Source organism: Algoriphagus sp., assembly GCF_046296635.1.
Lineage (GTDB): Bacteria > Bacteroidota > Bacteroidia > Cytophagales > Cyclobacteriaceae > Algoriphagus.
Window position 1 is genome coordinate 18575 of record NZ_JBKBKZ010000027.1, and the last position, 15746, is coordinate 34320.

Here is a 15746-nt window from a genome sequence, read left to right on the forward strand (position 1 = left end):
TCTTACGCCAATTGGAGGCACTTTGATATTGGTTTCATTTGGGACCAAAAAGGGAAGAATTTACTTTCATATGTTATGGAGCGCTATACTTTGGTCTGCAATTTTTAGCCTTACCATTGAGCAGATTCTACGAATTCCATTTTTTGATCGTTTACTAGGGTAAATTTTCATCCGGCAAGATTTCTATATCCTGAATCAACACCCGATTGGAAATTTCTTGACCCGTTAAAGTAGCCGCTAGCCCCCCTAATGCTGTTTCTTTATATCTACTTTCCATAGAAGCGCCTATTTCACCCATCGCTTCGATACATTCATCCACGGGGATTACGGCATTGACATTAGCCAATGCTATCTGAGCTGAACTGAAAGCAATCGCTGCTGCACTTGCGTTTCGCACTACGCAGGGCACCTCTACCAGCCCTGCCACCGGATCGCAAACCAATCCAAGCATACATTGAATAGTAATGGCTACGGCATTGAAAACTTGATCTATTGTGCCATCAAGACAATAAACAATCCCCCCAGCGGCCATTGCTGCAGCTGAACCTGTTTCTGCTTGACAGCCTCCTACAGCTCCCGCCAAACTCGCCTTTTCTTCTATAATTAACGCAATGCCTGCTCCTACTAAGAGCCCTTCTAATATTTTTGAATCAGGTAAATTATGGATTTCTTGTAAAGTCACTAATGTACCTGGTAAAATCCCTGAAGCTCCGGCTGTAGGTGCTGCTACTACTCTTCCCATACAGGAATTAACTTCTTTTGCAGCGAGAGCCCGAGATATTAACTTTTGAAATTCGGGAGATAGTACTGCAAGCGGATAATTATAGACCTTTTTTGCTCCATTGTTAATCATCCCAGACCTAGAAGTCATTTCTTCTACCAGTCCTGTGCTGACAGCATCTTTCATCACGGAATACGCATGCTGAAGACCAGCCCAAATTTTTTCTTCAGAAGAATTTTTCTGTTCGATCTCATACTCAATGACTGATTGAACTAAGCTGACGTTTTGGCTTTCACAATAAGCTTTCCAGCCTTTAAAACTTTCAAAAAGATAACACATGACATTTGGGTTTAAAATCTTGACAGGAACTCAACATAGAATATGTTTCGAATTTAGGTTAAAATCCACAATCAAAAGTAGACTCTGGAAACCGTAGAATAAGTATACAAAGTATTTTTAAATCTCCGTTTGGCTTTTCATCTAAACTAGATTAATCAGATGCAAGTCAATCCCATTTAGCCTCAATTTCTTCAAAATCAAACTTTTTATAGTGATCATAAACTCTTACTTTTAAAATTCAGTTAAATACATGAACTCAAAAATTGAGCAATATTTTCTTCCATTTCTAATGAGCAAGCTGAAATTATTATTACCCGTACTTTTCTTTTTTGTCTACTTTGAATCTTTTTCTCAAAGAGATGATGTAGGTAATTATGAATATGACAGAGAATATTTTTTTGGCGTTAACAAGAACACCAATGGTGGACTTATTGGAGGTATAGTTTTCAAAGCCGGAACGAGAATAGATGATAGTCAGTTTTCATTCTGGGGAATTGAACTTTCAAATGTAAAAAACCCTAAGGAAGCCAGATATACCACTGTTTTAGGTAACAGCTATATTTTCGGAAAGTCCAATTACCTTTATGCGATTCGTCCACACTATGGCCGAGAAATTATTCTGTTTAAAAAAGCTCCAAATCAAGGTGTACAAGTAAGTGCACTAGCTGCGGCAGGACCAACAATAGGAATAATTGCACCTTATTATATTGAATATGCCGTTAGTCGAGTCCAAACGGTAAAAGAACAATACAATTCGGAAATACATCAAAGCAGGAGTAACATCTTGGGGTCCGGAGGACTTTTTGAGGGAATAGGAAAATCAGAAATAGCTATAGGTGCGACTTTGAAAGCTGCGTTAATGTTTGAATTTGGTGTCTTCAGAAGTAGTGCTACTGGATTGGAAGTCGGTTATATGCTGGAAGGTTACAATAAAGAAATCCCACTAATTCCCACCGCTGAAAACAATCAGATTTTTCAGTCAGCCTATTTCACTTTCTTCTACGGATTCCGAAAATAAACCTCACTGGTTTTTTGTAGCTCTCTGAATTACCTTTGTATCAAACTTGATAGTAATGATTGAATTACCTGTAATTTCCGAAGAAGCAACTCGACGTAAAAAGCCAGATTGGCTTCGTGTGAAGCTCCCTATCGGAAAAGAATACGCTAAAGTCCGTAAGCTAGTCGACGAACATAAACTTCATACCATCTGCGAAAGTGGAAATTGTCCTAACATGGGAGAATGTTGGGGTGCGGGAACAGCTACTTTCATGATTTTGGGAAATGTATGTACCAGATCCTGTTCTTTCTGTGCTGTAGCTACTGGAAGACCACCTGAATACGACACCGATGAGCCTCGAAGAGTGGCTGAAGCTATCAAGTTGATGGGAGTAAAACACGCCGTACTTACCTCTGTAAATAGAGATGAGCTCAAAGATAAAGGAGCTGAAATCTGGTATCAGACAGTAGTTCAGACCAAAGAACTTTCTCCAGCGACAACCATTGAAACGCTTATTCCGGATGTGAAATCAAATTGGGATGCGCTGTATCGAATGATCAGCGGCGGACAAGAAGTTGTGTCTCACAACATGGAAACTGTCGGAAGTCTATATCGAAGAGTACGGCCTCAGGCAAAATATGAGCGATCACTTGAGCAAATCAAACTGACCAAGGAATTTGGCAAACGAACCAAAACTGGAATCATGCTCGGTTTGGGTGAAACTCAAGAGGAGGTCCATAAAGCTATGGATGATCTTGTGGCCAATGGCTGCGATATTCTGACCTTAGGCCAATACCTTCAGCCTACAAAAATGCACATCGAGGTAGCTGAATTCATTCATCCAGATCTTTTTGCGCAGTACCGCGAAGAGGGATTAAAAAGAGGATTGAAATATGTTGAATCCGGACCCTTGGTAAGGTCATCTTATCATGCAGAACGGCATGTTAATGTTTAAAATAAAAGAAAAAAATAAGAGCACGTTTTGGGACGTGCTTTTTTTTTGCCTATTTTTTAGTTCTAACTTTTAATACCAGCTTCATGCAAGTAATCAAAAAAATCGGAGTAGGCTCAGCAGCCAAAGTTTATGGCCTCACTTTAGGGCTATTGGGAATATTCATCGGGATAATTTATGCCTTGATTTTCAGTTTCATTGGAACATTTGCAAGTGAAGAGATTCCAATGATGGGAGCAGGATTAGGAATATTCATTCTTATTCTAATTCCAATCGTATATGGAATTCTCGGTTTTATAATAGGAGCATTGGGGGCCATCATTTACAATTTTGTAGCAAAAAAATTTGGTGGTCTGGAAATTGAACTCTCTGAATCAAATCCTTACCCAGCTGATTAAATGAGAAAGGGGCCGAAATTGCAGCCCCTTTCTCATTATTAAAAGTTTTTCTTGCTTAAGCCAATTCAGTCTCGGTTACGTACTCCTCAACAGGAATACAGCTACAAACCAAGTTTCGGTCACCGTAAGCAGAATCGATTCTTCTTACTGTTGGCCAGAACTTACCTTCTTTCACGTATGAAATTGGGAAAACGGCTTTTTCTCTTGAATATGGCATCGTCCATTCTCCACTCAATACCATAATGGCAGTGTGCGGTGCATTTTTCAATACGTTCTCAACTCGGTCTGCTTTTCCTTCTTCGATTTCTCGGATTTCTTCACGAATAGAAAGTAAAGCATCACAGAACTTATCCAATTCAGCTTTAGTCTCAGATTCAGTAGGCTCGATCATCAAAGTTCCAGCAACAGGGAAAGATACAGTAGGCGCATGATAACCATAGTCCATCAATCGCTTGGCAATATCCTCCACCTCTACTCCTACTTCCTTGAATGACCTGCAATCAACGATCATCTCGTGTGCAGCTCGTCCTTTAGATCCAGTGTAAAGAATTGGATAATGTCCACTCAATCTTTCTTTGATATAATTGGCGTTAAGGATCGCCATTTTCGTTGCGTTGGTCAATCCATCTGGACCCATCATAGCAATATAGGCGTATGAAATGGGCAAAATACTAGCACTTCCGTATGGTGCAGAAGAAATGGAAGAAACAGCCTGATCTCCACCTGTTTTCACTAATGGATTGCCAGGAAGGAAAGGTGCCAAATGACTAGCTACACAAATTGGCCCCATACCCGGTCCACCTCCACCGTGAGGAATACAGAATGTCTTGTGCAAATTGAGGTGACAAACATCAGCCCCTATTCGGCCAGGAGATGTCAAGCCGACTTGAGCATTCATATTTGCACCGTCCATGTAAACTTGACCACCGTATTGATGAATGGTAGCGCAGATTTCCTGAATTGCTTCCTCAAACACACCATGAGTAGATGGATAAGTTACCATCAAGCAGGAAAGATCATCCTTGTGTTCAGTAGCTTTTGATTTCAGATCATCGATATCGATATTGCCTTTTTCGTCACATTTAACCAAAACAACTTTCATTCCCGCCATTACAGCCGAAGCTGGATTCGTGCCGTGCGCCGAAGTTGGGATCAAGGCTACATTTCTGTGTCCTTCACCTCGGTTGATGTGATAAGCTCTGATGACCATAAGTCCTGCATATTCACCTTGAGCACCTGAATTTGGCTGTAAAGATGTATCTGCAAATCCTGTAATTTCGGTCAACCAAGTTCGTAGATTTTCAAAAAGCTCTTGGTATCCTTCGGTCTGATCAATCGGTGCAAATGGGTGCAATTGACCAAACTCAGGCCAAGTCACTGGTATCATTTCAGCAGTAGCATTCAATTTCATCGTACATGAGCCCAATGAAATCATCGAATGAACGAGTGAAAGATCCTTACTTTCCAATTTTTTGATATAGCGAAGCATTTCGTGCTCGCTATGGTAATTGTTGAATACCGGATGAGTCAGGTATTCAGATTTTCTGATTAATGACTCAGGCAATTCCAGAGAAAGATTTTCTGAAAGAATAGCCACATCAGGAATCGATTCTCCTTTTGCGTTAGCGAAAAGAGAAATCACCTCAGTCGCATCCTCCAATGTCTTTGCCTCGTCGAAAGCAATGAAAATGGTTCCTTCTCCGAATCTGAAGTTAATTTTAGATTCCTCAGCCAATTCTTTGATTTTCGCTTGCGCAGCTGAATCAACCGAAACTTTCAGTGTATCGAAAAATTCCTTTCCGGAAACTTCAAATCCAAGTTCTGTTAAAGCTTTTGCCGTCAATTTAGCCAAGCCGTGAGTTCTCAATGCAATGTTTTTCAGTCCTTTTGGACCGTGATATACTGCATAGAAGTTTGACATTACTGCCAAAAGAACCTGTGCAGTGCAAATATTCGAAGTTGCTTTTTCTCTTTTAATGTGCTGCTCTCTTGTCTGCAGCGCCATTCTGTACGCTTTGTTACCAGCGCGATCGATGGATACACCTATAATTCGTCCAGGAATCTGTCGCTTGAACTCATCTTTAGTAGCAAAAAATGCTGAATGCGGTCCGCCATATCCCATTGGCACTCCAAATCGCTGGGCGGAACCAACCACTACGTCTGCGCCCATCTCTCCGGGAGAAGTCAAAAGCGTCAATGCCAAAAGGTCTGAGGCAAATGCGGTCAAGACTTTATTGTCTTTTGCAGAAGCAACAATTGCTGAATAATCGACGACTTCCCCATCCATATTTGGATATTGGAACATCACACCGTACAACTCCGGATCGGTCAAATCCAACGCTGAAATTGGTCCGAAAACAAGCTCGATACCAATCGGTTCTGCTCTGGTAACTAATAGCGCCTTTGTTTGCGGGAATACTTTCTCGTCGACAAAATATTTATTCGCATTCTTTTTTTCTCTCGGCTTCACTGCATGAAGCATAGTCATCGCCTCAGCTGAAGCTGTTCCTTCGTCCAAAAGGGATGCATTTGCCAGTTCCATACCCGTCAATTCCATCACCACAGTTTGGAAGTTGATCAAAGCTTCCAATCTTCCTTGCGCAATTTCCGCTTGGTAAGGAGTGTAAGCAGTATACCATCCCGGATTCTCCAGAACATTTCTCAAAACTACATTTGGCACCAATGTATCATAGTAACCTAAGCCGATATAAGACTTGAATACTTTGTTTTTGGAAGCGAGCTTTTTGAAGTTTTTGAGGAATTCGGACTCCAACTGTGCCGCAGGAAGATTGAGTGGGCGCTCTAGTTGAATCGATTCTGGTACGGTTTGGTTGATTAATTCCTCTAAGGAAGAAGCCCCGATTTTCTCCAACATCTCTGCGATTTCCGCCTCGGTCGGGCCATTGTGTCTGCTCTCAAATTTGACAGCATTAGAAAGATTGATCTGCATAAAGAACGCTTAGAATTGTAAAGTATTTGGGTTTGAAATCATCCTGTTTTTACGAGCGCAAAGGTACTATTTCTTAGAGGAAAAGGGGTTGCGGATGAAGAATAATTTACTACTAAACACCGGTTCTTGACAAACGGTTTTTCCAAGGGTTAAATTTTTGTCTAGTTTAGCAACCTAAAGTTAAAACTATATGAATTCGTGCATGACCATTGCGTCACAAATCGAAATTCTGAATGGCAAAAAAATAATTATAAACTTATGAACAAAGGATTGATACTTGGTGGAGCAATAGCTTTGGGTTTGGCTTTCCCTACCCTTGCACAAACTCCAGCTCAAGTCAAATACGCAAATACAATTAGCGTAGAAGACCTGACAAAACACCTCACCTATCTTGCCTCAGACGAGATGCAAGGACGAGACACAGGATCTGAAACCGGGAAAGTTGCCGCACAATATTTGGCGGATTTTTACAAAAAAATCGGTTTGTCAGCTCCAGTAGACGGAAGTTATTTCCAAAGTGTCCCCTTGGTGAGTGCAAACTTCAGTAAGGTCACGTTACAAATTGGCAAGTCTAAACTTGTGGAAAATCAGGATTTCGTCTTCTCTGGAGATGGAAATATGGCAAAGGCAGCCAAGTCTGAGCTCGTTTTCTTAGGCTTGGTCACTGACGAAAATCTAGCTAAAGTAGACGTAAAAGGTAAACTTGTTGGCCTCTGGGCTGTAGGCGTGCGAAGCAATGATCTGGTCACCAAAGTGATGGATGCAGGAGCTGCTGGAATCGTTATCGTAACAATGGAAGGCCAAGCAAATTTCGACCGAATCGCCAATCGTTCCAAGACTTTGGCCGGAAGAGGCCGAATTGACTTTGATAGAGAAACTGATCAACGTCCAATCTTTATGGTCAGTTCGGATAAAATGGCTCAGCTTTTCGGCACTCCTTTGGAGACTTTAAAAGAAGCTGCAAAGTCTTCTCCTGAGAAAATTGCTTCGCAAAAAGCAACTTACCAAGTAGTGAAAACCAAAACTCCGGTAGATGCAGTGAACGTGATGGGCTATTTGGAAGGAACAGATAAGAAAGAAGAAGTATTAGTGATTTCTTCTCATTATGACCACGTAGGTGTGAGCTCAACTGGTGAGGTTTTCAACGGTGCGGATGATGACGGATCGGGAACCGTTTCTGTAATGGAAATTGCTGAGGCTTTTGCAATGGCTGCCAAAGACGGAATTAAGCCAAGAAGAAGTATTCTTTTCCTGAATGTAACTGGCGAGGAAAAAGGCCTTTTAGGATCTGCATATTATGCGGAAAGCCCAATATTTCCATTGGCAAACACGGTCAATAATATCAATATTGACATGGTAGGCCGTATTGACTACGAATACCAAAAAGAAGAAAATAAAGACTATGTGTATGTGATCGGTTCGGAGATGCTTTCTTCTCATCTGAAGGTAATCAACGAATACAACAATATCACCTACACTAACCTGATCCTAGATTACCGCTATGACGCGGAAGATGATCCAAACAGATTTTACTACAGATCGGATCACTACAACTTCGCAAAGCATGACATTCCGGTGATCTTCTTCTTCAACGGAGTGCATGATGATTATCACCAAGTCTCAGACACGGTGGATAAAATCGAGTTCCCACTGATGACCAAGCGTGCACAGTTAATCTTCCATACTGCTTGGGATCTTGCCAACAGAGAGCAACGAACTCCAGTGGATGGAACAAATACCAGAACTGACAGATAATAAAAATGGTCCCGAGCAATTGGGACCTTTTTAATTTTCAGTCTACACGAATAGTATTGTAATCTTTCCCTAGAAAAAGCAAGTTTAAGTTTGTGAGACTTTGATACGCTTTCACCTTCATTTGAAAATTATCTTTCAAAAACGCTAAAAGCAAATCGGAGAATTCTTCTGCTTTTTTGGTCTTTTCCATAGAATGTCCGTCTCTAAACAAAACCAAAGTACTTCTTGGAAAAAATTCAGCCAGCACATCAACAACTTTTGGATTGATCAAGAGGTCATAAGCACTTCCAAGAATTATTACTTGTCCCTCGAAGCTTAATCCCACATCATAGTTTGTCCCGATCAAAGGGAATCTTTTCTCCGAGTACGTTGTCCAAAGTGGTTCACTTTTCTCTTTTAAAAAATTTGCAACAGGAAAATCGGAATTCCCATGAGCCATGAGTTCTATGGTATGCTCGAAGGCACGGACAGTAAAAGATGTTGGAAAATTTATTTCCATCGAATTTGAAGGGTTTTCTTTAAATTCTTTCATCGATGAATCAATCAAACTATCTCTCAAGGAAGGGTCAGAATTGAAATAATCCACGGAAGATCTGTAAGCAAATTCAAAGAATTCGGCATCGGTCAAGACCGTGGATTGGTCTTGAAAATAGTTTGAAAAATTCCAAAAGCTGAGATTAGTCTGAATATCCATCAGAAATGGATTGATGCAAATCAGTTTGTCCACCCTTTGAGAATAAGTAGACAAATAATGAAGCAAAATTCCTGTGGAAGAGGAATACCCAATTAGCATCACTTTGCCTTCTCCAAGAACTTTCTTTCGGATCAGCTCAATATCATTGGATATCTGATTTTGGTTGAGCCAGTTATAGATTTTACCCCAATCATCTTCGGCATATTCCTCAATGAAATTTTGTAAATCCTCCGAGAAATGCCTCCCTGAGATCCTTACCCAATTGAATTCTGCTTTGATGTTTTCACTTAAATCAAACTCCTGAAAGGCATCATCAATCGGATCATCCAAGGTGAAAACTGTTTCTCTTCTAGGATCAAATTCATTTTCAAAATGATAGGTGACCTTAATCATCCTGCTTTGAGGATCAGCATGATCCAGCGGAACTTGAATAGTTTCTGATATTGGATTGAATAAAAGGCCAAAAATTAAACCAAATGCCCCAATCATTTTTCTTAATTCGCCTGGTCAAATTGAAATACATGAAATACTAAAAAATCCTCAGACACCTTTTCGTTTCGAGGATGGGCGTAATTTAAATACAATCCATTTTCATTAACGAACCAATTATTGATTTGATAGGTGTAATTGGGGAGACTATAGTATGTAATAAGTGAAAGATCAGAATCAAAAACCGCTATTGATATTTTCTTTTCTGTAAATCCAGACTCAGGGAGAGACGTATCAGGCGAATCCCAAATCCCTCTATAAATCAGATTTCGATGATTATCTGGAATAGGAGTTAAGAAATGTGGATTGTCAATAGCATGCTGATCAATATTCTCCAATTCTAGTAATTCCGGGGTGAATTTCATCTCATGTACCTCACTATCTGATTTTTCCTGTATCAGAACATTTTGAGCGAAAAGTGTGGATTCATATTGAAAATTATAAATCAATCGATCCTTCATAAAATCCTGAAATCCTAGGTAAGTAATGAAACCTACATTTCCACTGACTTTTTTATAATGCTGCGTATGTCTAATAGAAAGAGGCTTTACTTCCAAAGTTTCAAGATTTAAAGAAGCAACTAAGGGCAAAGCAGCCCTTTCTTCAAGGCTTACTCCATGATAAATGAGGGAAAAGAAAATCAGCTTTTCATTTTCAAGGAAATTGAGCTTGAAATAAAAATTACAAACTGGTTCGCCTAAATTTTTTCCTGTGAACAATTCATAAAAGTCAATAGAATTTACCTTTTGACCACCTTCTTTTAGGATATGTACCTTTCCGCGCTCGTACATAAATATCGAATCTGAATTATGCCAGTAAACAGACTCCACCGCTCCGATTCCATTTGGACCCTCTTTATCCAATTTTTCTGATCTAATTACTTCAGATTTATCCAGATCAAAAAAATCAAGCGAATGCCTCGCTCCATTGTAAGCGATCAATTTGTTGGAGCCGCTCTCGGAATAATTATTAAGGACTTGGTATGAGTTGAGTTGATCAGATGTGATAGGAATACTTACCCTGACAATTTCAGGAATTAGCTCAGATTCTGAAATCTTTGACCCGCATGAAAAAACTATGATCGAAAAAATAATTGCTAAAAACAGATTTTTCATTGAATTATGATTTGGGCTGGATTTCCCGAGCCATTTGTCAGTTTTCCTAGATTTACCTAAATAATATAGACAAGGTTTTTCTATTTTCCTTTATTCTTCTGATTCTTCGTTTTCATCTGATTACGGTTGGGTTTCTTCACATGTTTCTTTGCCCGGACCTTCTCCCCTTTACCGATATTGGCTTTTGGTGGAGCTTTTTTCTCGTGGAACGCTCCTTTGTAATCCGGATTATCACGTTGTTTTAGTCGATCCAGTTCACGCTCATACCCTTGCTTTTCCTCAAAAGGCGTATCAGGAACATCTACAACTCCAGGAATCGGCAATAAATCCACACGCATGCGAATGATATCCTCGATCCGATCAAAGTGATAGATTTCAGCCGGGTTCACAAATGTGATTGCTTTGCCTTCCTGTTCAGCTCTGCCAGTTCGCCCAATTCGGTGCACGTAATCTTCATAGATCAGCGGCACATCAAAGTTAATCACGTGCGAAACCATCGTCACATCCAAACCTCTAGAAGCAACATCTGTCGCCACCAGTATTCTGACTTCTCCACCCTTGAAGTCCTCCATGGAATTGATCCGTGTGTTCTGCCCTTTGTTGGCATGAATGACACGAATCTCGCCCAAGTGTTTTCGCTCCAAAAAACTAAACACTGATTCCGCATTCTTTCGGCTTCGGGTAAAAATTATTGCCCGATTGATTTCCTCATTTGCCAGCAAATGCTCTAATAAATTGATCTTGGTTTTGATATTGGGCAGGTGATATTTGACTTGAGCGATGGTTTCGGCCGTCGTCGCCGAAGGAGTTACTTCTACCCGCTCAGGAAATTCAAGGAACTCTGAGGCGAGGTTTTCTACTCGCGCGCTAAAAGTCGCAGAGAAAAGTAAATTCTGCCTTTTCGAAGGAATCACCTCCAAAATGGAGCGAATCTGAGGCATAAAACCCATATCCATGATTTTGTCCGCCTCATCCAAGACCATTGTTTTAATGTCTTTGGTGTAGATAGTCCCCTTTCGGTACAAATCCATGAACCGACCTGGCGTAGAGATAATGATATCCACTCCAGCAGTGATGTTCTCGATTTGGGTTTTTGGACCCAATCCTCCATAAAGACTCACGATCCGAAGGTCTGTATTTTGAGCAAGTTGCTTGGCTACTTCCTCAATCTGCATAACTAGCTCACGAGTTGGCGCTAAAATTATTCCTCTGGCGTGAGCTCCCTGTGCATATTTTACTTTCATCAAAAGCGGAAGCACATAAGCTGCAGTTTTGCCAGTCCCTGTCTGCGCTATTCCTAAAACATCGTGTCCTGCTAGGGCCAGTGGAATCGCTTTTTCTTGAATTGGAGTTGGTTGCGTGTAGCCTGCAGCGGTCACTGCCTCGAGCAATTGTTTATTTAGCTTAAAAGCATCAAAACCTAGGGCCTCATCACTCATGTTTGTTATTTTTGGAAAGATTTCGGTAATCGAAAATGAAAGAAAAGATGAAATGCCCATGGGAATAAATCTCACACAGGAGGATGATTATTCAGGGCATTCCATGTGACAATTCAAAATCAAATTATAAACACATGAAAAGTATCCTGATCACCGGTGCAAATATAGTCAATGAAGGCCGGATTAGTCTTGGCGATGTTTTGGTCAAGGATGGCCGAATTGCCAAAATCGGAACTGACTTAAGCGCTGAAACGGCTGATATCCATATTAATGGTGAAGGAAAGCACCTGTTGCCAGGCTTAATTGATGACCAAGTTCACTTTCGAGAGCCAGGATTGACGCACAAGGCGGAAATTTATACTGAGGCAAAAGCTGGAGTCGCTGGTGGCACGACCACTTATATGGAGATGCCAAACACAGTCCCACAGGCCGTAACGATTGCTCTATTGGAAGAAAAATACGCCCGAGCTAAAGAAGTTTCCCTCGCCAATTATTCTTTCTTTTTTGGTGGGACCAATGATAATCTGGATGAAATCCTAAAACTAGACCTCCATAAGGTCTGTGGACTGAAAGTTTTTCAGGGTTCCTCGACGGGCAACATGGTGGTGGATAACATCGAATCTCTGGAAGGAATTTTTAGTAATTATAAGGGACTGTTGGCTCTCCATTCTGAAAATGACCACATTATAAAAGCTAATCTCGAGGAGTTTAAGGCAATATATGGGGAGGATATCCCAGTAAAATTCCATCCCAAGATCAGATCAGAAGAGGCTTGTTATAATGCTTCAAGTAGAGCAGTGGCTATGGCGAAAAAACATGGAACCAGGCTCCACATCCTTCACATCAGCACAGCAAAAGAACTGGAGTTGTTTAACAATACCATTCCTCTGGAGCAAAAACGAATAACAGCGGAAGCTTGCATTCACCACATATGGTTTTCGGAAGAAGATTATGCGACAAAGGGCAACCTGATCAAGTGGAATCCTGCAGTAAAGTCAGCAAATGACCGGGACCAAATCTTCCAAGCCATGTTAGATGATCGAATCGATGTTATTGCGACGGATCATGCGCCACACACTTTGGAAGAAAAATCACTATCGTATACTAAGGCCCCTTCCGGCGGTCCTTTGAATCAGCATAGTCTCGTGGCAATGCTGGATTTTTATCATCAAGGAAAAATCTCTCTTGAGAAAATCGTCCAAAAGATGTCGCATAATGTTGCAATCCTTTTTCAGATTGAGAAAAGAGGATTTATCCGCGAAGGATATTATGCTGATTTGGTTTTGGTGGATTTGAATTCGCCTTGGACCGTCTCTAAAGAAAATATATTATCCAAATGTGGCTGGTCTCCTTTTGAGGGACATACTTTTCAATCAAAAGTCACTCGAACGATCGTCTCCGGACATTTAGCGTACGATGAGGGAACATTTAACGAAGGGAAGAAAGGTGAGCGAATCACTTTTTTAAGAAATATTTAAGGACTGCCTTGCGCTAAGTACCCAGAATTATTACTTTTGCGAACCATTTGAGATCTCCACTTCCAAATGGGATTAAATGGTGATTGTAGCTCAGCTGGTTAGAGCGCTGGTTTGTGGATCCAGAGGTCGCCGGTTCGAACCCGGTCTTTCACCCAAACCCCTCAAGTCGAGGGGTTTTTGCTTTACTTAGGACTGTGACTTGGCATAACATTTGACAAGCTCATTTCTAACTAAACCACGCTCACATGTTTACTTTGTTCAAGTCCTCTCCAAAATTCCCGGTGGTCAAACCGATTAACATTCGTTTAGTCCACAATTACTTTGTGAAATTTGAGGAATCCCTCAAAAATTTTGAAGAAATTCAGCGAGAAATGATTCATTCATGAGAATTTTTGCATCAGATTAATGAAGGTTATGGAAACATAACCTTTTATTTTTTCCACATAATTTTTCTTATCAAATCAAAACTCTATTTTTAAATCTTTACAATATCCCTTTTATGAGTTATATCCACTTTGATAAAACCCAATTAATCAACCTGAATTATTCTCTCGAAAGAGAAATCATCCGGACAAACCGTTCTGGTACCTACACGAGCACTACAATTATCGGATGTAACACACGTAAGTACCACGGATTGTTGGTAGTTCCTCAGCCTCAGATTGATTCACAGAACCATGTCTTGCTATCAACTGTCCATGAGACAGTGATCCAACACGGCGCACGATTCCAACTTGGAATAAGTAAGTTTCCAGGCAACTATTCTCCACGAGGTCATAAGTATCTGGAAGATTTTGACTCTGAACCTATTCCCAAACTGACTTACCGGGTTGGGGGAGTAGTATTGCAAAAGGAAATAATTCTGGATACCAATCGAGATCGAGTGATGATCCGCTATACCCTGCTGGATGCCCACTCTCCCACCAAAATTCAAATCCAGCCCTTCTTAGCATTCCGAGGGTATCACAGCCTATGTAAAGAGAATGACACAATCAATAAGGAGTTTTCAAAAGCTCCCAATGGGGTGAAATTTCAGTTATACAAAGAGTATGACCCACTATTCCTTCAGCTTTCAAAGAAAAACGAATTTGTTTCGAAGCCTAATTGGTACAATAATGTCGAATACATTCAGGAACGGGAAAGAGGATATGATTATCAGGAGGATTTGTTTGTGCCTGGTTATTTTGAATTTGAAATAGCAAAAGGTGAATCGGTAATTCTGTCAGCAGGTTTGACAGAAGCGGACCCAAAAACACGACAAAATGCATTTCAAAAGGAAATTGCGAGAAGGATCCCAAGAAATAATTTCGAAAACTGCCTTAAAAATTCCGCCGGTCAGTTCATTCGAAATAGAGATGGCGACACTAGAATTATTGCAGGGTATCCTTGGTTTGGATGGTGGGGAAGAGACACTTTCATAGCTGCACCAGGACTAACCTTATCCAATGGTGATACGGAAACTTTTTTAAACATCATGGACACTATGTCCAGAGATCTTAAGGGTCCGCTTTTTCCAAATATCGGAAGTGGGGACTTTACCAACATGACATCAATGGATGCTCCTCTTTGGTTTTTTTGGACACTGCAGCAGTATATAGTTTACACTGGTGACAAGAAGACCATTAAAGACCGCTACCTCGAAAAACTTCGAGGAATCATAGAAGGCTACAAAGCAGGAACCTCATATAATATCCACATGATGGAAAATGGCCTGATTTGGGGCGGCCAAAAAGATGTAGCTTTGACTTGGATGGACGCTATCACTCCTGATGGACCCGTAACTCCTCGGATTGGCTGTCCTGTGGAAATTCAAGCCCTTTGGTATAATGCATTATTATTTTTCCACGAGTTAAGTGGGGAAGAAGAATTTGCAACCCTTGGAGCACAGGTTAAAGATTCTTTTGACCGGGAATTTTGGTCTTGGGACTATGGCTACTTGGCTGATGTGATGGATGGCGAGGAGAAGGATTGGACTATCCGTCCCAATATGCTCTTTGCAACTTCTCTGCCTTACACGATGCTAAGTGAAGAAAAAAATGACAAAATCTTAGAAATCGTCAAATCAAAACTCTTGACAACGCGGGGACTTCGATCGCTTTCTCCAGACGATCCCGGATATAAGGGATACTATTTTGGCAATCAAATCAGTCGGGACAATGCCTACCACAACGGCACAGTTTGGGCCTGGCTTTTAGGTCACTTTGTGGAGGGGTACTTAAAACTTCATGGAAAGGCGGCTAAAAACTTTGTGCAGAAAATTATCAAAGGTTTTGATGGTGTCATGTCTCAATATGGAATCGGAACGGTGGCTGAAATCTATGATGGTGATCCTCCTCACCGGCCAAAAGGCTCCATTTCGCAAGCTTGGAGTGTGGCAGAACTACTTAGAATGATGGACTTAGTCAAAAGGATATAAAAA

At 40.8% G+C, this 15746-nt stretch carries 11 protein-coding genes and 1 tRNA gene; 7 read left to right on the forward strand and 5 right to left on the reverse strand.

The window, feature by feature from the left end:
* Positions 1-154 precede the first annotated feature (154 nt).
* Positions 155-1060 (reverse strand): L-serine ammonia-lyase, iron-sulfur-dependent, subunit alpha, encoded by a 906-nt coding sequence (gene sdaAA, locus ACK4HU_RS17175; RefSeq protein WP_409808830.1) that lies wholly within the window; start codon positions 1058-1060, stop codon positions 155-157.
* A gap of 289 nt (positions 1061-1349) precedes the next feature.
* On the opposite strand from sdaAA, the gene ACK4HU_RS17180 reads away from it, so the two are divergent.
* The 3 genes from ACK4HU_RS17180 (at position 1350) to ACK4HU_RS17190 (ending at position 3407) form a co-directional block, all read left to right on the forward strand.
* A complete protein-coding gene (locus ACK4HU_RS17180) occupies positions 1350-2078 on the forward strand; it encodes a hypothetical protein (protein WP_409808932.1) in 729 nt (242 codons plus the stop codon).
* A 55-nt stretch (positions 2079-2133) separates the two neighbouring features.
* Positions 2134-3012: a lipoyl synthase gene (gene lipA, locus ACK4HU_RS17185; protein ID WP_409808832.1), complete on the forward strand. Its 879-nt coding sequence runs from the start codon at positions 2134-2136 to the stop codon at positions 3010-3012.
* 83 nt (positions 3013-3095) lie between these two features.
* Positions 3096-3407 (forward strand): DUF3566 domain-containing protein, encoded by a 312-nt coding sequence (locus ACK4HU_RS17190; protein WP_409808834.1) that lies wholly within the window; start codon positions 3096-3098, stop codon positions 3405-3407.
* 55 nt (positions 3408-3462) lie between these two features.
* Here ACK4HU_RS17190 and gcvP read toward each other — a convergent pair whose 3' ends face one another.
* Positions 3463-6357 carry an aminomethyl-transferring glycine dehydrogenase gene (gene gcvP / locus ACK4HU_RS17195; protein WP_409808836.1) on the reverse strand — a complete coding sequence of 965 codons (2895 nt, stop codon included), beginning with the start codon at positions 6355-6357 and terminating at the stop codon, positions 3463-3465.
* A 258-nt stretch (positions 6358-6615) separates the two neighbouring features.
* Here gcvP and ACK4HU_RS17200 point away from each other — a divergent pair, with 258 nt between their 5' ends.
* Positions 6616-8112, forward strand: a complete 1497-nt coding sequence (locus ACK4HU_RS17200; protein WP_409808838.1) for a M28 family peptidase — start codon at positions 6616-6618, stop codon at positions 8110-8112.
* Positions 8113-8149: 37 nt separating this feature from the next.
* Here ACK4HU_RS17200 and ACK4HU_RS17205 read toward each other — a convergent pair whose 3' ends face one another.
* The 3 genes from ACK4HU_RS17205 to ACK4HU_RS17215 form a co-directional block, all read right to left on the reverse strand.
* The gene (locus tag ACK4HU_RS17205) at positions 8150-9295 is read right to left on the reverse strand and encodes an alpha/beta fold hydrolase (protein WP_409808840.1); all 1146 of its coding nucleotides are present in this window, start codon (positions 9293-9295) and stop codon (positions 8150-8152) included.
* 5 nt (positions 9296-9300) lie between these two features.
* Positions 9301-10410 (reverse strand): DUF4221 family protein, encoded by a 1110-nt coding sequence (locus ACK4HU_RS17210; protein WP_409808842.1) that lies wholly within the window; start codon positions 10408-10410, stop codon positions 9301-9303.
* Positions 10411-10490: 80 nt separating this feature from the next.
* Positions 10491-11849 carry a DEAD/DEAH box helicase gene (locus tag ACK4HU_RS17215; protein WP_409808844.1) on the reverse strand — a complete coding sequence of 453 codons (1359 nt, stop codon included), beginning with the start codon at positions 11847-11849 and terminating at the stop codon, positions 10491-10493.
* A gap of 134 nt (positions 11850-11983) precedes the next feature.
* On the opposite strand from ACK4HU_RS17215, the gene ACK4HU_RS17220 reads away from it, so the two are divergent.
* The 3 genes from ACK4HU_RS17220 to ACK4HU_RS17230 all read left to right on the forward strand — a co-directional run bounded on the left by ACK4HU_RS17220 (position 11984) and on the right by ACK4HU_RS17230 (position 15743).
* Positions 11984-13327 carry a dihydroorotase gene (locus ACK4HU_RS17220; protein ID WP_409808846.1) on the forward strand — a complete coding sequence of 448 codons (1344 nt, stop codon included), beginning with the start codon at positions 11984-11986 and terminating at the stop codon, positions 13325-13327.
* A 78-nt stretch (positions 13328-13405) separates the two neighbouring features.
* Positions 13406-13481: transfer RNA gene (locus tag ACK4HU_RS17225), tRNA-His, on the forward strand.
* Between the two features lie 345 nt (positions 13482-13826).
* Positions 13827-15743 carry an amylo-alpha-1,6-glucosidase gene (locus tag ACK4HU_RS17230; RefSeq protein WP_409808848.1) on the forward strand — a complete coding sequence of 639 codons (1917 nt, stop codon included), beginning with the start codon at positions 13827-13829 and terminating at the stop codon, positions 15741-15743.
* Positions 15744-15746: the final 3 nt, after the last annotated feature.

What these genes read in the sequence shown, in the direction of transcription:
- ACK4HU_RS17215 (WP_409808844.1), bottom strand. Translation starts at nt 11,849, where the DNA reads ATGAGTGATGAGGCCCTAGGTTTTGATGCTTTTAAGCTAAATAAACAA.
- sdaAA (WP_409808830.1), bottom strand. Translation starts at nt 1,060, where the DNA reads ATGTGTTATCTTTTTGAAAGTTTTAAAGGCTGGAAAGCTTATTGTGAA.
- lipA (WP_409808832.1), top strand. Translation starts at nt 2,134, where the DNA reads ATGATTGAATTACCTGTAATTTCCGAAGAAGCAACTCGACGTAAAAAG.
- ACK4HU_RS17190 (WP_409808834.1), top strand. Translation starts at nt 3,096, where the DNA reads ATGCAAGTAATCAAAAAAATCGGAGTAGGCTCAGCAGCCAAAGTTTAT.
- ACK4HU_RS17205 (WP_409808840.1), bottom strand. Translation starts at nt 9,295, where the DNA reads ATGATTGGGGCATTTGGTTTAATTTTTGGCCTTTTATTCAATCCAATA.
- ACK4HU_RS17220 (WP_409808846.1), top strand. Translation starts at nt 11,984, where the DNA reads ATGAAAAGTATCCTGATCACCGGTGCAAATATAGTCAATGAAGGCCGG.
- ACK4HU_RS17230 (WP_409808848.1), top strand. Translation starts at nt 13,827, where the DNA reads ATGAGTTATATCCACTTTGATAAAACCCAATTAATCAACCTGAATTAT.
- ACK4HU_RS17180 (WP_409808932.1), top strand. Translation starts at nt 1,350, where the DNA reads ATGAGCAAGCTGAAATTATTATTACCCGTACTTTTCTTTTTTGTCTAC.
- ACK4HU_RS17210 (WP_409808842.1), bottom strand. Translation starts at nt 10,410, where the DNA reads ATGAAAAATCTGTTTTTAGCAATTATTTTTTCGATCATAGTTTTTTCA.
- gcvP (WP_409808836.1), bottom strand. Translation starts at nt 6,357, where the DNA reads ATGCAGATCAATCTTTCTAATGCTGTCAAATTTGAGAGCAGACACAAT.
- ACK4HU_RS17200 (WP_409808838.1), top strand. Translation starts at nt 6,616, where the DNA reads ATGAACAAAGGATTGATACTTGGTGGAGCAATAGCTTTGGGTTTGGCT.